13 protein-coding genes and 4 tRNA genes are annotated in these 16,552 nt (G+C 60.1%); 9 read left to right on the forward strand and 8 right to left on the reverse strand.

Annotated features, from left to right (window positions below; genetic code table 11):
- Window positions 1-77: 77 nt before the first annotated feature.
- Window positions 78-1,100, reverse strand: coding sequence for an outer membrane protein assembly factor BamD (locus BLS87_RS08855; RefSeq protein ID WP_074752105.1), 1,023 nt, complete (start codon window positions 1,098-1,100; stop codon window positions 78-80).
- A gap of 151 nt (window positions 1,101-1,251) precedes the next feature.
- On the opposite strand from BLS87_RS08855, the gene rluD reads away from it, so the two are divergent.
- The 7 genes from rluD (at window position 1,252) to BLS87_RS08890 (ending at window position 6,552) form a co-directional block, all read left to right on the forward strand.
- Complete coding sequence (gene rluD / locus BLS87_RS08860) at window positions 1,252-2,214, forward strand: 23S rRNA pseudouridine(1911/1915/1917) synthase RluD (RefSeq protein ID WP_074752106.1); 963 nt, start codon at window positions 1,252-1,254, stop codon at window positions 2,212-2,214.
- A gap of 8 nt (window positions 2,215-2,222) precedes the next feature.
- Window positions 2,223-2,951: a peptidoglycan editing factor PgeF gene (pgeF, locus tag BLS87_RS08865; protein WP_074752185.1), complete on the forward strand. Its 729-nt coding sequence runs from the start codon at window positions 2,223-2,225 to the stop codon at window positions 2,949-2,951.
- A 270-nt stretch (window positions 2,952-3,221) separates the two neighbouring features.
- Window positions 3,222-5,786, forward strand: a complete 2,565-nt coding sequence (gene clpB / locus BLS87_RS08870; protein ID WP_074752107.1) for an ATP-dependent chaperone ClpB — start codon at window positions 3,222-3,224, stop codon at window positions 5,784-5,786.
- A gap of 340 nt (window positions 5,787-6,126) precedes the next feature.
- Window positions 6,127-6,202, forward strand: a tRNA-Asn gene (locus BLS87_RS08875).
- A gap of 20 nt (window positions 6,203-6,222) precedes the next feature.
- Window positions 6,223-6,299 (forward strand) — tRNA-Pro (locus tag BLS87_RS08880).
- A gap of 5 nt (window positions 6,300-6,304) precedes the next feature.
- Window positions 6,305-6,380, forward strand: a tRNA-Lys gene (locus BLS87_RS08885).
- 95 nt (window positions 6,381-6,475) lie between these two features.
- A tRNA-Pro gene (locus BLS87_RS08890) sits at window positions 6,476-6,552 on the forward strand.
- A 195-nt stretch (window positions 6,553-6,747) separates the two neighbouring features.
- On the opposite strand, the gene pstS is transcribed toward BLS87_RS08890, so the two are convergent.
- The 4 genes from pstS to BLS87_RS08910 all read right to left on the reverse strand — a co-directional run bounded on the left by pstS (window position 6,748) and on the right by BLS87_RS08910 (window position 11,387).
- Window positions 6,748-7,782, reverse strand: a complete 1,035-nt coding sequence (gene pstS, locus BLS87_RS08895) for a phosphate ABC transporter substrate-binding protein PstS (RefSeq protein WP_143024338.1) — start codon at window positions 7,780-7,782, stop codon at window positions 6,748-6,750.
- A 254-nt stretch (window positions 7,783-8,036) separates the two neighbouring features.
- Window positions 8,037-8,837 (reverse strand): aldolase/citrate lyase family protein, encoded by an 801-nt coding sequence (locus tag BLS87_RS08900; RefSeq protein WP_074752108.1) that lies wholly within the window; start codon window positions 8,835-8,837, stop codon window positions 8,037-8,039.
- A 35-nt stretch (window positions 8,838-8,872) separates the two neighbouring features.
- On the reverse strand, window positions 8,873-10,057 hold the full coding sequence (rhmD, locus tag BLS87_RS08905; protein WP_074752109.1) for an L-rhamnonate dehydratase: 1,185 nt from the start codon (window positions 10,055-10,057) through the stop codon (window positions 8,873-8,875).
- A gap of 31 nt (window positions 10,058-10,088) precedes the next feature.
- Window positions 10,089-11,387: an MFS transporter gene (locus BLS87_RS08910; protein ID WP_074752110.1), complete on the reverse strand. Its 1,299-nt coding sequence runs from the start codon at window positions 11,385-11,387 to the stop codon at window positions 10,089-10,091.
- A gap of 128 nt (window positions 11,388-11,515) precedes the next feature.
- Here BLS87_RS08910 and BLS87_RS08915 point away from each other — a divergent pair, with 128 nt between their 5' ends.
- Together BLS87_RS08915 and BLS87_RS08920 are read left to right on the forward strand one after the other, a co-directional pair.
- On the forward strand, window positions 11,516-12,472 hold the full coding sequence (locus BLS87_RS08915; protein WP_074752111.1) for a LysR family transcriptional regulator: 957 nt from the start codon (window positions 11,516-11,518) through the stop codon (window positions 12,470-12,472).
- An 80-nt stretch (window positions 12,473-12,552) separates the two neighbouring features.
- A complete protein-coding gene (locus BLS87_RS08920; RefSeq protein WP_074752112.1) occupies window positions 12,553-13,953 on the forward strand; it encodes a sensor domain-containing diguanylate cyclase in 1,401 nt (466 codons plus the stop codon).
- 153 nt (window positions 13,954-14,106) lie between these two features.
- On the opposite strand, the gene BLS87_RS08925 is transcribed toward BLS87_RS08920, so the two are convergent.
- The 3 genes from BLS87_RS08925 to BLS87_RS08935 form a co-directional block, all read right to left on the reverse strand.
- Window positions 14,107-15,405, reverse strand: a complete 1,299-nt coding sequence (locus BLS87_RS08925) for an NAD(P)/FAD-dependent oxidoreductase (protein ID WP_074752113.1) — start codon at window positions 15,403-15,405, stop codon at window positions 14,107-14,109.
- 63 nt (window positions 15,406-15,468) lie between these two features.
- Window positions 15,469-15,642, reverse strand: coding sequence for a DUF3094 family protein (locus BLS87_RS08930; RefSeq protein WP_062378735.1), 174 nt, complete (start codon window positions 15,640-15,642; stop codon window positions 15,469-15,471).
- A gap of 145 nt (window positions 15,643-15,787) precedes the next feature.
- Entirely contained in the window at window positions 15,788-16,417 is a 630-nt protein-coding gene (locus BLS87_RS08935) for a DUF1780 domain-containing protein (protein WP_074752114.1), read from the reverse strand.
- Between the last annotated feature and the right edge of the window lie 135 nt (window positions 16,418-16,552).

Consider the following 16,552-nt stretch of genomic DNA (forward strand, 5'->3'; position numbering starts at 1 on the left):
CAGGCTGTCGGAAAACTGACTGAAATAAAAAAGAGGCCTCAAAGGGCCTCTTTTTGACGTTCGAACCGCGACCGTGATCAGTCGAAGACGCCGAAGGTCATGTAGCTGAAGATCGAACGGCTTTTTGGCGTGCCGTCATCATCTTCGTTCTTCTTGTCGGCTTCGTCCGGCTGGTTCTCAGGCAGCAAGTCGGCCGGGATGGCTTCCTTGGCGTCCTGATATTGCTTGATCACGTCCTGGTTGGCGCGGGTTTCTCCCGGCGGCAGAGGCGGACGGCTTTCGATCAGGCCCAGCGTCGCTTTCGACAGCCACGAGCGGTTGTCTGGATCGGGTGTGCGAGGCTCGAACTTGCCATCAGCCAGTTGCGGGAAGTCCGGGTAGTTGGTTTTCAGAACTTGCAGGCTGGTGTCCGCCAGGTCGTTCAGTTGCAGGCGCTGATACGCTTCGACCATGACCGCAAGACCGTCCGGAACCGAAGGGGTCTCCTGGAAGTTTTCAACCACGTAACGGCCACGGTTCGCCGCTGCGACGTAGGCCTGGCGGGTCAGGTAGTAGTCGGCCACATGAATTTCGTACGCCGCCAGCAGGTTGCGCAGATAGATCATGCGCTGCTTGGCGTCAGGCGCGTAGCGGCTGTTCGGGTAGCGGCTGGTCAACTGGGCGAACTCGTTATACGAGTCACGCGCAGCACCCGGATCACGCTTGGTCTGATCCAGCGGCAGGAAGCGCGCGATGATGCCCACGTCCTGGTCGAACGACGTCAGGCCCTTGAGGTAGTAGGCATAGTCGACGTTCGGGTGCTGCGGATGCAGACGAATGAAGCGCTCGGCGGCGGTCTTCGCAGCCTCGGGCTCGCCATTCTTGTAGTTGGCGTAGATCAGCTCCAGCTGCGCCTGGTCGGCATAGCGACCGAACGGGTAGCGGGATTCCAGCGCTTTGAGTTTTTCGGTCGCGCTGTTGTAACTGTTGTTGTCCAGATCGGCCTGCGCCTGCTGGTACAGCTCGACTTCACTGAGGTTTTCGTCGATGACTTCTTTCTTCGAAGAACAGGCAGCGGTAAGTCCGAGGATGGCTATCAGCAGCAGGTGTTTCACTTGCATGGCGGCTTGCGTCCCTATAACGGCCTGCTGTCTTGCGCAGGACCGTCCTGTTATGATGGGCGCCCCGTGGAACCCCCGGGACAAAAGACGCCGTATTTAACCACAAGCGCACAGCCGAAACCAAAGGCCAGTGCCACCTCCTAGTTTGAGCATGTCTGAGATCATAGAACTCCGCGCAGAGGTGCCGTCCGAATTGGGCGGTCAACGCCTCGACCAAGTCGCCGCCCAACTCTTCGACGAGCACTCGCGCTCGCGCCTTTCCGCCTGGATCAAAGACGGCCGCCTGACTGTGGACGGAGGCGTTCTGCGCCCGCGTGACATCGTGCATGGCGGTGCCGTGCTGGTCCTCAAAGCCGAGCAAGAGGCTCAGGGCGAGTGGGTCGCGCAGGACATCGAGCTGGATATCGTCTACGAAGACGACCAGATTCTGGTGATCAACAAACCGGCCGGGCTGGTTGTCCACCCGGCCGCCGGTCATGCCGACGGCACGCTGCTCAATGCCTTGCTGCACCACGTGCCGGACATCATCAATGTCCCGCGTGCCGGCATCGTGCACCGTCTGGACAAGGACACCACCGGATTGATGGTGGTCGCCAAGACCCTTCAGGCGCAGACCCAGCTGGTCACTCAGCTGCAAAACCGCAGCGTCAGCCGCATTTATGAGTGCATCGTGATCGGTGTCGTGACGGCCGGTGGCAAGATCAACGCACCGATCGGCCGTCATGGCCAGCAGCGTCAACGCATGGCCGTGATGGAAGGCGGCAAGCCTGCGGTCAGCCATTACCGCGTTCTGGAGCGTTTTCGTTCCCATACGCATGTCCGGGTCAAGCTGGAAACCGGCCGTACGCACCAGATTCGTGTGCACATGGCGCACATCAACTTTCCGTTGGTCGGTGATCCGGCCTACGGCGGTCGCTTCCGCATTCCGCCAGCGGCCAGCGTCACGATGGTCGAGTCGTTGAAGCATTTTCCGCGTCAGGCGCTGCATGCGCGTTTCCTGGAACTGGATCATCCGACGACCGGTCAGCGAATGAGCTGGGAATCGGCGTTGCCGGATGATTTTGTCTGGCTGCTGTCGCTGCTCAAGCAAGACCGTGAGGCATTCATCGGATGAGCGAATTCGTGGCGGACTGGCTGATTCCCGACTGGCCTGCGCCGGCGGGCATCAAGGCGTGCGTCACGACTCGCGCGGGCGGCATAAGCATTGCCCCGTTCGACCGTTTCAATCTGGGTGATCACGTCGACGACGATCCGGCAGCCGTTGCGCATAACCGTGCGCTGCTGACCTCGCGTCTGCACACCCAGCCTGCCTGGCTCAAGCAGGTTCATGGCATCGATGTCGTCGAAGCGTCACCCGCCGAGGTGCAGCAGGCCGATGCCAGCTGGAGCCAGACGCCGGGCGTTGCCTGCACCATCATGACCGCGGATTGCCTGCCCGCTCTGTTCTGCAACCGCCAAGGCACCCAGGTGGCGGCGGCGCACGCGGGTTGGCGCGGGTTGGCCGCAGGCGTGCTGGAAGCGGCGGTCGACAGCTTTGCCGATGCGCCTTCCGAGATTCTGGTCTGGCTAGGCCCAGCCATCGGCCCGCAGGCCTTCGAAGTGGGACCGGAAGTCCGCGACGCTTTTATCGCCACGCACCCTGAAACCATCGAAGCCTTCGTGCCCAGCGTCAACGCGGGCAAATTCATGGCCGATATCTACCAGCTGGCGCGTTTGCGTCTGGCGGCCCATGGCGTGACAGCGGTGTACGGCGGTGGTTTGTCGACCTATAACGACGAGCGCTTCTTCTCCTACCGCCGCGGTGCGCGCACCGGCCGGTTTGCTTCTTTGGTGTGGATCGACGCAGTCTGAAATGTTCTTTGTAGGAGCGCGCTTGCCCGCGATCGCGCTGTTTCAGGCGGCCGATCCATGTGCAGACAGATCGCGATCGCGGGCAAGCGCGCTTCTACAGATTCCGCTTTGCGAACACACCTAATCCTCGTTCGCCAGCTAATGTTGATCTGTGTCAAGCATCCACCGCTTGAATCCTGTTCAATCGGCCGCATCTAGTGGGCTATCTGGCAGGTTTTCTTTATTAAGGTGTGTTCATTGCTCCGGCCTGCCCATTTAGGAAGGTGACCAATGCGTATTGACCGTTTAACCAGCAAATTACAGCTCGCTTTATCCGATTCTCAGTCCCTGGCGGTGGGTATGGACCATCCCGCCATCGAGCCTGCGCACCTCATGCAGGCATTGCTTGAGCAGCAGGGTGGGTCGATCAAACCCCTGTTGCTGCAAGTCGGCTTCGATATCAACAGCCTGCGCAAGGCGTTGAGCAAGGAGCTTGATCAACTGCCAAAAATTCAGAACCCGACCGGCGACGTGAACATGTCCCAGGACCTGGCGCGCCTGCTCAACCAGGCCGACCGGCTGGCGCAACAAAAAGGCGATCAGTTCATCTCCAGCGAACTGGTGCTGCTCGCGGCGATGGATGAAAACAGCAAGCTCGGCAAATTGCTGCTCGGGCAGGGCGTCAGCAAAAAGGCATTGGAAAACGCCATCAGCAACCTGCGCGGCGGCGATGCTGTCAACGATCCGAATGCCGAAGAATCCCGGCAGGCGCTGGACAAATACACCGTCGACCTGACCAAGCGCGCCGAAGAAGGCAAGCTCGATCCAGTGATCGGCCGTGACGACGAAATCCGTCGGACCATCCAGGTGCTGCAACGCCGGACCAAGAACAACCCGGTTCTGATCGGTGAACCCGGTGTCGGTAAGACTGCTATCGCTGAAGGCCTGGCCCAGCGCATTATCAATGGCGAAGTGCCGGACGGCCTGAAAGGCAAGCGCCTGCTGTCGCTGGACATGGGCGCGCTGATTGCGGGTGCCAAGTTCCGCGGCGAGTTCGAGGAGCGGCTGAAAGGGTTGCTGAACGAGCTGTCGAAGCAGGAAGGGCAGATCATTCTGTTCATCGACGAATTGCACACCATGGTCGGCGCAGGCAAGGCCGAAGGCTCGATGGACGCCGGCAACATGCTCAAGCCCGCCCTGGCGCGTGGAGAGCTGCACTGCGTGGGCGCCACGACCCTCAACGAGTACCGCCAATATATAGAGAAGGATGCCGCCCTTGAGCGTCGCTTTCAAAAAGTGCTGGTGGACGAGCCGAGCGAAGAGGACACCATCGCGATCCTGCGTGGCCTGAAAGAACGCTACGAAGTTCACCACAAGGTGGCGATCACGGACGGCGCGATCATCGCGGCCGCCAAGCTCAGCCATCGTTACATCACGGATCGCCAGTTGCCGGACAAGGCCATCGACCTGATCGACGAAGCGGCCAGCCGCATTCGCATGGAAATCGACTCCAAGCCCGAAGTGCTGGATCGTCTTGAGCGTCGCTTGATTCAGCTGAAGGTTGAATCTCAGGCGTTGAAGAAAGAAGACGACGAGGCGGCGATCAAGCGCCTGGAGAAACTTCAGGAAGAAATCGAACGCCTGGAGCGTGAGTACGCCGATCTGGAAGAAATCTGGACCTCGGAAAAAGCCGAAGTGACAGGGTCCGCGCAGATCCAGCAAAAAATCGAGCAGTCGCGTCAGGAACTGGAAGCCGCACGTCGTCGTGGCGATCTGAATCGCATGGCCGAATTGCAGTACGGGGTCATCCCGGATCTGGAACGCAGCCTGCAAATGGTCGACCAGCACGGCAAACCTGAGAACCAGTTGCTGCGCAGCAAGGTGACCGAGGAAGAAATCGCCGAAGTCGTTTCGAAGTGGACCGGCATTCCCGTGTCGAAAATGCTCGAGGGCGAGCGCGACAAACTGCTGAAAATGGAAAGCCTTCTGCACGAACGTGTGATCGGCCAGGACGAAGCGGTGGTGGCCGTGGCCAACGCCGTGCGCCGTTCGCGCGCCGGGCTGTCCGACCCGAATCGCCCGAGCGGTTCGTTCATGTTCCTCGGCCCGACCGGTGTGGGTAAGACCGAGTTGTGCAAGGCACTGGCCGAATTCCTGTTCGACACCGAAGAGGCCATGGTCCGCATCGACATGTCCGAGTTCATGGAGAAACATTCCGTGGCCCGTCTGATCGGTGCGCCTCCGGGATACGTCGGTTATGAAGAGGGCGGTTACCTGACCGAGGCGGTACGTCGCAAGCCGTACTCGGTGATCCTCCTGGATGAAGTCGAGAAGGCGCACCCGGATGTCTTCAATATCCTGCTGCAGGTGCTGGAGGACGGTCGCCTGACCGACAGCCACGGGCGTACGGTCGACTTCCGTAACACAGTGATCGTCATGACCTCGAACCTGGGGTCGGCACGCATTCAGGAACTGGTGGGTGACCGCGAAGCTCAGCGTGCGGCGGTGATGGATGCCCTGACGTCGCATTTCCGTCCGGAGTTCATCAACCGGGTCGACGAGGTCGTGATCTTCGAGCCTCTGGCACGTGAGCAGATCGCTGGCATCACGGAAATTCAGTTGGGTCGCCTGCGTCAGCGCCTGGCGGAGCGGGACCTGCGTCTGGAGCTGGCACCTGAAGCCATGGACAAGCTGATCGCCGTGGGTTACGACCCGGTGTACGGCGCACGGCCGTTGAAGCGCGCGATTCAACGCTGGATCGAAAACCCGTTGGCTCAGTTGATCCTGTCTGGCAGCTTCATGCCCGGCACCAGCATCAGAGGCACGGTGGTGGACGACGAAATCGCTTTCGTCTGATCTGCTGCTTTCTATATAGAAGGTGCATGGGGGCGCTCCGGGTGAGCGCCCTTTTTAATGCGCGGGTGGTTTTGCCCTTCGACTGCCTGATTTTCGGGCTCGGGAGGCGTTCTCGAAAAAAAGTTGCAAATCATTGTCTTAAAAGCAATTTGGAGGGTTGACAGGTGTTTCTGGGAATGTAGAATAGCGCGCCTCAGAGACGTGAACGCAGCGATGCAGGCAGGTCGAAGAGGCTGAAAATGCAGTAGATTCAGGGTTGTAAGTGCGGGATTCGTTTCGCAAAGAAGTACTGAATTTGTTGTGTTGAAGTGCGTCAAACGCTGCATCTGGAAATTGAAATTCCGTGATAGCTCAGTCGGTAGAGCAAATGACTGTTAATCATTGGGTCCCAGGTTCGAGTCCTGGTCACGGAGCCAATTTCAAGAGGTAGTACCGTCGGGGTATAGCGCAGTCCGGTAGCGCGCCTGCTTTGGGAGCAGGATGTCAGGAGTTCGAATCCCCTTACCCCGACCATTTTTGGGTCGTTAGCTCAGTTGGTAGAGCAGTTGGCTTTTAACCAATTGGTCGTAGGTTCGAATCCCACACGACCCACCATTTTTGACCTGGTTGTTTCGGGTTAAATCTTAGGGAGTGACGCCAGTCGCGTCACCCGCTTGAAATACGCCCCAAGGGGCGTATTTTAGTAACACCGGGGTATAGCGCAGTCCGGTAGCGCGCCTGCTTTGGGAGCAGGATGTCAGGAGTTCGAATCCCCTTACCCCGACCATTTTCGCCCCAGCAGCATCCGGGCAGAAAATCCGGCAACAGCGCCAAGCGCGTTGAAGCCTACAAAAAAGGCGTCCTTCGGGACGCCTTTTTTCGTTTTCGGGTTCCTGCGTCTCAGCGTTCTTCCCATCCCGCCGCTGATTCAGGCGCCGCCCTAGCGGCACCTAATGATGCAATTGGATGTTCAGGCTGGCGTCTACTGCGCCTTGGGTGCGTCGTCCCAGTAGGCTTCGATCTGGGTCTTCAGATCGGTCGGAATCGGGGCGAAGTCCAGTGAGCGGGCTTGTTCCTGGCCGCTTTCAAGTGTCCAGCGGAAGAAGTCTTGCACCGCCTTCTGGCGGTCGGCGCTCTTCGGTTGCCTGTACAGCACGATGAACGTGGCCGCCGTGATCGGGTAAGCGTTTTCACCCGGTGCGTTGAGCATCGACAGGTCGAAGTCCTTGGCATTTTTCCAGTCTGCGGTCGCGGCCGCTGCCTGGAACGATTCCGTACTCGGCACCACAAAGTTGCCAGCAGCGTTCTGCAAGAGGCCGAAGTTCAAGCCCTGCTGCTTGATGTACGCGTATTCGACGTAGCCGATGGAATTCGGCATCTTCTTCACGTACGAGGCCACACCTTCGCTGCCTTTGCTGCCAATGCCCACCGGCCATTTGACCGACGTGCCGGCACCCACTTTGCCTTTCCACTCAGCGCTGACTTTCGACAGGTAACTCGCCCAGTTGAACGTGGTGCCTGAATCGTCGGAGCGATACACCACGTTGATTTTCTGCGCGGGCAGTTTTATGTCCGGGTTAAGCGCCACCAGCGTCGGGTCGTTCCATTGGGTGATTTTGCCCAGGTAGATATCCGCCAGCACCGGGCCGCTGAATTTGAGGCTGCCGGGCTTGATCGAGGCAATGTTGATGACCGGCACCACGCCGCCGATCACCGACGGGAACTGCTGCAAGCCGGACGCCTGAAGATCGCTAGAGCTCATTGGCATGTCGGTCGCCCCGAAGTCCACGGCGCCTTCCTTGATTTGCGCGATACCGGCCCCCGAGCCGATGCTCTGGTAATTCACTTTCACACCGGTCTTGTGGTCGTAATCGGTCGCCCACTTGAAAAGCACCGGGTAAATGAAGGTAGAGCCGGCGCCGGTGACTTCTTGCGCAGCGCTGGCGCCGTTCAGCAGCGACAGGTTGAGTGCAATGCCCAGGCCTGCGGCCAGCATCATTCGGGAAAGCTGAAACATGGATGACTTCCTGTAATCGAGCGACATCGGGGTGTGATGTCTTAATGGGATCACAGTAATCAGCATGTTTTTATGACAGGAAGCGTCAGAGCGATTCATCCACCGCGAATGTGTTCGCTGTCGTCAAAAACTGTGGGAGCGAATTCATTCGCGAAAAATTTTCCGGCCGACAAAAAGATGTGTCGGAACTGCTGGCCAATCGCGAATGAATTCGCTCCCACGGGTTTGATGGCTGCGTCGTTGGAGACGAGTGATCAATACGTCCGTGAGGCCGTCACGGTTTCTTGCGGTTCGCGATAACGCGCCAGGTTTTCCTTGGCGGCCTGGCGCAGCAGGCTGATATCAATGCCCACTGCCACGAACTGGCAACCCCAACTCATGTAGCGCCTCGCGTCCTCTTCCGCTGGAGCGAGAATGCCGCAGACTTTTCCGGCTGCCAGCGTGGCGTCCACGGCGTGGCGAATCTGTTTCTGCACCTCGGGGTGCGACGGGTTGCCTATGTGTCCGAGCCCGGTGGACAGGTCCGCAGGGCCGATGAACACTGCGTCGACCCCTTCAACAGCCGCAATCGCTTCAACGTTCTCCACGCCCAGGCGCGACTCCACCTGCACGATCAGGCAAAGCGCTTCATGGGCGGTATTCAGGTAATCGGGCACGGCGTCCCAGCGTGTGGCGCGGGTCAGGCCGCCACCCACCCCGCGAACACCATGGGGCGGGTAGCGCATGGCCTGCACCAGCACGCGGGCCTGTTCGGCGGTTTCCACCATTGGCACCATCAAGGTTTGCACGCCGATGTCCAGCAACTGCTTGATCAGCACCGTATCGCCGGTCACCGCACGGACCACCGGCGCGGTGCTGTAAGGCATCACGGCCTGCAACTGCGACAGAATACTCGGCACGGTGTTGGGCGCGTGTTCGCCGTCGATCAGCATCCAGTCGTAACCCAGGCCCGCGACGATTTCCGAGGCATACCCGGTGGCAAAACCGGCCCAGATGCCGTATTGCGGCTCGCGTTTGGCCAAGGCGGCCTTGAACGCGTTGTGAGGCATTTTCATTCGGGGGCTCCTTTCAGGTGCATGTCAGGTGCGTGTCAGTGCGTGTAAGGGCGGTGCAATGAGCACTCGGGGTTGAGCGTCACGCCAAAGCCCGGCTTGTCCAGTCTAGACAATCGCATGCGACCATTTTCCGGCACAGGCTCGCCCAGCAGCTGTGGATGGAACATCGGCACGACCTCGTCGGCCTTTGGCGCCATCATCAGAAACTCTGCGAACGGGCTGTTGGTGCGCGTGGCCACGAAGTGGTAGCTGTAAACGGACGACCCGTGGGGCACGACCAGTGTGTTGTGGGCGTCGGCCAGTGCGGAGATCTTGATCAGTTCAGTGATACCGCCGCACCAGCCAACGTCCGGCTGGATGATGTCGCAGCAGCCCATTTCCAGCAGCATGCGGAACCCCCAACGGGTGGCTTCGTGCTCGCCCGTGGTGACCAGCATGCCTTTGGGGACGTTTCTGCGCAGGTCGGCATAGCCCCAGTAATCGTCGGGGGACAACGCTTCTTCGATCCACTTCAAGCCAAATTCCTGAGCCCCGTGGGCGAGCTTGGTGGCGTAGTTCAAATCCAGGCTCATCCAGCAGTCGAGCATCAGCCAGAAGTCCTTGCCGACGCGCTCGCGCATCACCGCGAGCTCTTCGAGGTTCTTGCGCAGGCCTTCTTCGCCTTCGGACGGGCTGTGATGGAGCGGGAGTTTGCCACCGATGAAGCCCATTTTCTGTGCCAGATCCGGACGTGCGCCCGTGGCGTAAAACTGCAACTCGTCACGAACGGCGCCGCCGAGCAGTTGGTGCACCGGCTCCTGACGCACTTTGCCGAGCAGGTCCCAGAGCGCCAGGTCGATGCCCGAGATGGTGTTGATCACCAGCCCTTTGCGACCGTAGTACTGGGAAGACAAGTACATCTGGTCCCAGATTTTCTCGATTTCGGTGACCTTCGCCCCTTCGAGAAAACGCGCCAGGTGCTTCTCGACGATGTACGCCGCAGGCTCGCCACCTGTCGTCACTGCAAAGCCGACGTTGCCTGCCGAGTCTTCGATTTCCACCACCAGCGTGCCGAGCACGTTAATGCCGAAGCTGCGACGGCTCTGGCGGTATTCCGGGTATTTGCTCATCGGTGTCGCGATGTGGTCGTCGATCCAGTGGCCATCGCCCTGATCGTGATAGTCGGCACCGCCGCCCCGCAGAACGAAAGCGCGGACGTGCTTGATGGTTGGCGTGCTCATGGAGGACTCCTGTGATTGCGGTGAATGACGATCAGTGTTGATAAGTGGGCAGCTTGTGCGCCGTGCCCGATTTGGGAGGCCGGATACCCATGATCAGTGCCGCGGCGATCAGCGTGGTCACTGACAGCAGATAGAGGCCCGCAGCCGGTGTCTGAAACGCGCCTTCGGCCCAGTTCTTGAGGATCGGTGCGATAAAGCCGCCCAGCGCACCGAATGAGTTGATCAGCGCAATGGCGCCTGCCGCCGCGCTGCCGGCCAGGAAACTCCCTGGGAAGGTCCAGAACACCGGTTGCACGGCGATGAAGCCGGACGCTGCGAAACACAGGGCGAGAATGGCCAGCAGAGGATTGGCGAACGTGACCGACGCGGCAATGCCCAGCCCGGAGACCACCAGCGTCAGCGCGGCGACCAGACGGCGCTGGCCGGTGCGGTCGGCGATCGCCGGGACGCGCCAGGCGGCAATCAGCGCGCAGACCCACGGAATGGCGCTCACGAGTCCGACCATGAAGCCAACCTTGCTGCCCATCAACCCGGCGACCTGCGAGGGCAGATAAAACACCACGCCGTAGACACTGGCCTGAATCAGCAGGTAGATCGCACACAGGTACAGCACAGCCGGTTGGCACATGGCCTTGAGCACGCTGCCGTGGCCCTGTTTCTGACTGTCTTCGGCGTCGAGCACCGCTTGTAGCTGCTGGCGCTCTTCAGTTCTCAGCCACTTGGCGTCCGCAGGGCGGTTGTCCAGATAGAAATACGCCCAGACGCCCACGGCCGTCGCCATCAGCCCCTCTACCGCGAACAGCCACTGCCAGCCATGGCTACCGAGCACGCCGTCCAGTTCCAGCAACAAACCCGAGAGCGGGCTGCCGAAGATGAACGCCAGTGGCGCGCCGAAGTAAAAGAAGCCCATGGCCCGTCCGCGCGATGCCTGAGGAAACCAGTAGGTGAGATAGAGAATGACGCCGGGGAAGAAGCCGGCTTCGGCCACGCCCAACAAGAATCGCAACACGTAGAAGGTGGTTTCGTTGTGGGCGAAAACCATCGCCGCCGACACCAGCCCCCAGGTCACCATGATTCGGCACATCCAGAGTTTGGCGCCGACCTTGTGCAGCATCAGGTTGCTCGGCACTTCCAACAGCGCATAACCGGCGAAGAACACACCCGCGCCGAAGGCAAACGCGGTGTCGCTGATGCCGGTGTCCGCCTGGAACGCCTGTTTGGCGAAGCCGACGTTGGCGCGGTCGAGAAAGGCCATGATGTACATCAACAGGAGGAAGGGCAGCAGGCGCCATGAAACCTTGGCCAGCAAGGACGCGGGGAGTGTGTTCACGACAGTTTCCTTTTTGGAATTATTTGACTGCGTACGACCGTGACTCTACTGCTGCGAAACGATGCGCGACCAATCGTTTTTAGCTTAGGATCGATACCCTCACGGTATCGATAACAGGACACTCATCCATGCCCGACAACAGCGCACCCCAGCATCTGTTCAGTCGTTTGCGCTACAAGCATCTGCAGATGTTGGTGGTGCTGGGTTCCAGCCTGAACCTTCATCGCGCCTCAATGAACATGCACATGTCGCAGCCGGCCGCGACCCGAATGCTGCATGAGATCGAAGACATGTTTGGCTGCGAGTTGTTCGAGCGACTGCCGCGTGGCATGCGTCCGACCGCGCTGGGCAAAGAGTTGTTGCGATTTGCCGAGTCGGCGTTGAGCGGGCTGGACCGCTGTGCGGCGGACATGCAGGCGCGGTTGCACGGTGGATACGGGTATCTGGCCATCGGCACGATCATGGGCGCAGCGCCGGACCTGGTCATGAACGCGGTGGCCGAGATCAAGACGCTCAACCCGCAGCTGCGCATCCGCATCATGGGCGACACCAGCGACCAGGTGATTCAGTTGCTGGAGCAGGGACGCATTGATCTGGCGATCGCGCGGCGCAACGCGGCTACCGACCGCGAGCATTATGCCTTCGAGCCGCTGGGCAACGAGCAACTGATGGTCGTCGTGCATCAAGGCCATCCATTGGCCCGGCGGCGCAAGCTGGACTGGGCCGAGCTGGTCAGTGACTGGCCATGGATCCTGCAACCCGAGAGCAGCCCAGCGCGTATCGCGTTCGATCAGGCGCTGGAGCGACTGGCCCTGCCAGCGCCCGCAGACATCATCGAGTGCAGCTCGGTGTACTCCATGCAGCAATTGGTGCAACTGACCGATGCGATCATGGTGCTGTCAGCCTCCGCACTGCGTGATTATTTGAAGATGGGGTTGGTCAAGGCGTTGCCGGTCAGGATCGAGGAGCGGATGGCACCGTTCGGGTTGCTGACGCGTAAGGGCGAAGCGGCGAGTCGTGAGCTTGTGCAGTTCATCGAGTTACTGCGGCGCAGGGCGGCCGAGCAAGCGTTCGCAGCGAACTGACCGTCAATGCCAGTGCGCGGGTGCGCATTGGCGACACCCGGTATAGACTCCAGACAGTCTTTTCAGGATCGGCCGGTATTATGAAAGCGCCCATTCCGCCCTATGAAAAAGAGCGCCTTCAGGCGCTGCACGAGCTCGATATCCTCGACACACCGGCCGAAGCCTCGCTCGACCGGATCACCCGGCTGGTGGCACGCGTGCTCAATGTGCCCATCGCATTGGTGTCGCTGGTGGATGAAGACCGGCAGTGGTTCAAGTCCCGCACAGGCCTTGAGACCAGTGAAACGCCAAGAGAAATGGCCTTCTGCGCCCATGCCATTTTGCAAACCACGCCCCTGGTCGTACCGGACGCTGAGCAAGATGAGCGCTTTAGCGACAACCCGCTCGTCACCGGCGCGCCTCATTTTCGTTTCTATGCCGGTGTGCCGATCCGCACCAGCAAGGGTTTCGCTGTCGGGACGTTGTGCGCCATCGACGAACGCCCTCGCGAGCTGACTCAGGAGGAAATGGACATCCTGCGCGATCTGGCCGATGTGGTCAGCCGAGAGGTCCAGCTGCGCGAGAACCTGATGCTGGCGCGGATGCAGAGAAACCGCTCCGACGCCTTGTTCAGGGCGAGCGAAGCGGGGTATCGGTCGATGTTCGAGCTGGCCTCGGTGGGCATCGCACTGGTGGCCCCGGATGGCGGTTGGCTCAGCGTCAACACGGCCCTTTGCGACATCCTTGGCTACACACCTGACGAGCTGAAGATTCTGACCTTTCAGGACATCACCCATCCTGAGGATCTGAACACCGACATGGAGCTACTGCGCCAACTGATCGCTAACGAGATCGATCGTTATCAGATGGAAAAGCGCTACGTGCGCAAGGACGGCAGTGCGGTGTGGGTGAACCTCAGTGTCACCAAGAAACTGTCCGAAGAGGGTGATCTTGAATATTTCATCTCGATCATCCAGAACATTCAGGCACGCAAAGAGCTGGAGCAGGAGGCGCGGCATGATGCGCTGACGGGGCTTTATAACCGTCGGGCACTGGACGCCATGTTGCCCATCGCTCAGGCGCGCGCTGATCGTTCAATGTTGCAAATGGCGCTGATGTTCATCGATCTGGATGGCTTCAAGGGCATTAACGACACCTATGGGCATGACGCAGGTGACGACCTGCTACGGACGATTTCTGCACGCCTGCAAAGCAGTATCCGGCGAACCGACAGCCTCGTTCGGCTGGCGGGCGACGAGTTCATCGTGGTGCTGGAAGGCATTGTGCCGGGCGTCGACGAAGCGCGCGAGGTGGCGAAAAAGCTGCTGGCGGCGGTTGCCGAGCCGATCATCATCAAGGGCGAGGTGATCCGAACCAACGCAAGCGTAGGTTTCTCCCTGTATGAGCCAGGCTCCGGCAAGGCACCGGATGAACTGATGCGCGAAGCCGACCGCTGGATGTACAAGGCCAAGCACATGGGCAAAGGGCGCGTGATGCCTTAGCTGGCATATAACCTGTTTGATCGTTCCCACGCGGAGCGTGGTAATGCCGCCCTGAACGCTCCGCGTCCTGCTTCGATTGACGCAGAGCGTCAGGGGATGCATTCCCACGCGGAGCGGGGGAACAATCAATTAAGGCGCGGCAGGCCGTGAACCTTAGTGCAGCTTCATCCTTGGCTCTGTCCCTCGCCCAATCCGGCTGCCGAGCATCAGCATCAGCGTGCGGAACGTGCCGTACAGCGCCATCTGGTGCATGCGGTACAGCGACACGTAGAACATCCGCGCCAGCCAGCCTTCGAGCATGACGCTGCCGGTCAGGTTACCCATCAGGTTGCCCACCGCCGAGAACTTCGACAGCGAAATCAGCGAGCCGTAGTCCTTGTAGCTGTATTCCGGCAGATCACCGCCTTCGATACGCAGTTTCAGGGACTTCACCAGCAACGACGCCTGTTGATGCGCCGCTTGAGCCCGTGGCGGAACGTTGCGGTCGGTGCCTTTCTGCGGGCAGGCCGCGCAATCGCCGAACGCGAAGATGTTGTCGTCACGGGTGGTCTGCAGCGTTGGACGTACCTGAAGCTGATTGATGCGGTTGGTTTCCAGTCCGGCGATGCCTTCCAGAAACGCCGGCGCGCGAATGCCCGCCGCCCAGACTTTCAGCGTCGCCGGGATCATCTGGCCTGTCGCCGTGACCAGGCCTTCAGCCGTCACTTCACTCACTGCCGAGTGGGTCAGCACGGTAACGCCCAGTTTTTCCAGCGTCTTGTGAACAGGTCCGCCAATGCGCTCCGGCAGGGCAGGCAGTACGCGCGGACCGGCTTCGATCACCGTGATGCGCAGGTTTTCGGGTTTGATCTGGCCCAAGCCATACGCCGCCAGCTCATGCGCGGCGTTATGCAGTTCAGCCGCCAGCTCGACGCCTGTAGCGCCTGCGCCGACGATGGCCACGTTGATTTCTTCCGTCGCTGCCAACTCACTGGCATGGGCGCGCAGGTAGCGATTGAGCAACTGTTGATGGAAACGTTCTGCCTGCTTGCGCGTATCGAGAAACAGGCAGTGTTCAGCCGCACCTTTGGTGCCGAAATCATTGGTGGTGCTGCCGACGGAAATCACCAGCGTGTCGTAATCCAGGCTGCGTGCCGGGACCAGTTCGTCGCCGTTTTCATCCTGCGTGGCGCCGAGATGGATCTGCTTGTTCTCGCGATCCAGCCCGGTCATGCGACCCAACTGAAACTGGAAATGATTCCACTTGGCCTGAGCCACGTAGTTCAGCTCGTCCTCGTAGGAGTTGAGCGAACCGGCGGCCACTTCGTGCAGCAAGGGTTTCCAGATGTGAGTCAGATTGGCGTCCACCAGCGTGACGCTGGCCGTGCCTTTCTTGCCCAGGGTTTTACCCAGGCGGGTAGCCAGCTCCAGACCACCAGCGCCTCCGCCGACGATCACGATACGATGAGTCATGGGGATATCTCATAAGGCTTAAGGAATTCTCTTTTGGCTCTATCCGAGCGAGCGCCAGGCAGCTCATAGCGTCAGATAGCTCAATAAACGGCTCAGCAGACCGAGTCCGATCACCACGACCAGAACCACCACAAGGAGCAGCCAGGGCCTGAAGGGCCGGCGCTCGACTTGATGCTGCGGTGCGCGAAGGTACTCTTCGACACGCTTTTGGTCTTCGGGGTTCAGGCGGCTGGTCATATAAGCCTCGTCATGAACAATGACCGGCGTCAGGCGACGACGGAGGTTGATGCGTTAACGTCGTTGACGACAGGCTCCGGCGATTCGGTACAGCCAATGCCTGCGTGCGATGTCGCTTTGTAACATCCGGCCATCGATTGCGCCATCACAGGCTGATCCCCACATCGAACACCACGCTGCGCCCCAGGTTTGTGCGCAGAAAATCCGGCGCATCAGGGTGCGCGAACAGCACACGGGCGAACGTAGGGCCCACCAGAGACAGCGACCGCCAGCCTTGACGCAAGTATTCGGTCGGCGGGGGGAAGTGGCTGTTGAGGTCCAGCACTTCGCGTTTGAGGCTGGCGAAGGCGATGATGTCCAGCTCGCCCAGGTCCAGCCCGCGTTCCTTGTAGTTGTGGGCTTTCTTGCGCAGCGTCGGCGCCAGGCGACGCAGCAGCTCTGCGGCCGGAATGCGCTTGGGCTTGGCTTCGCGCCGGACCAACTGGCTCAAGGAAAACGCACTGCGCCTGCGCTGCAGTTCTTCACGCCATTCATCGTTGAGGCGCCGGCCTTCGTCGAGCACGAAGAACACCTCAAAACACGCATCGCGAAACAGCACGTCCGGCGGCTCTTGCCCGGCGGGCAGAAACTCGTCGGTGCGATGAGGGATGTTCAGGCCTTGCAGCAAACGCTGGCACACCCACCGTTCGCGCTCCCATTTGCGCGCGTTGGACAGGAATGCATTGGCTTGCTCGGCCTGGATCGTCAGCAGACGTAAGTAGTCGGAGTCATCCATGAGGGCAAGCTTAGCTCTCGAATGGAGAAAAAAAACAGGGTTCTTTGATAGGTGTGGGTACGGGGACCGCTCAGGACGCTTGAGCTGTGGGAGCGAATTCATTCGCGATGCAGCAGTAGAGACGACCATTTGCTA

This window comes from Pseudomonas abietaniphila (assembly GCF_900100795.1).
Taxonomy (GTDB): Bacteria; Pseudomonadota; Gammaproteobacteria; order Pseudomonadales; family Pseudomonadaceae; genus Aquipseudomonas; species Aquipseudomonas abietaniphila.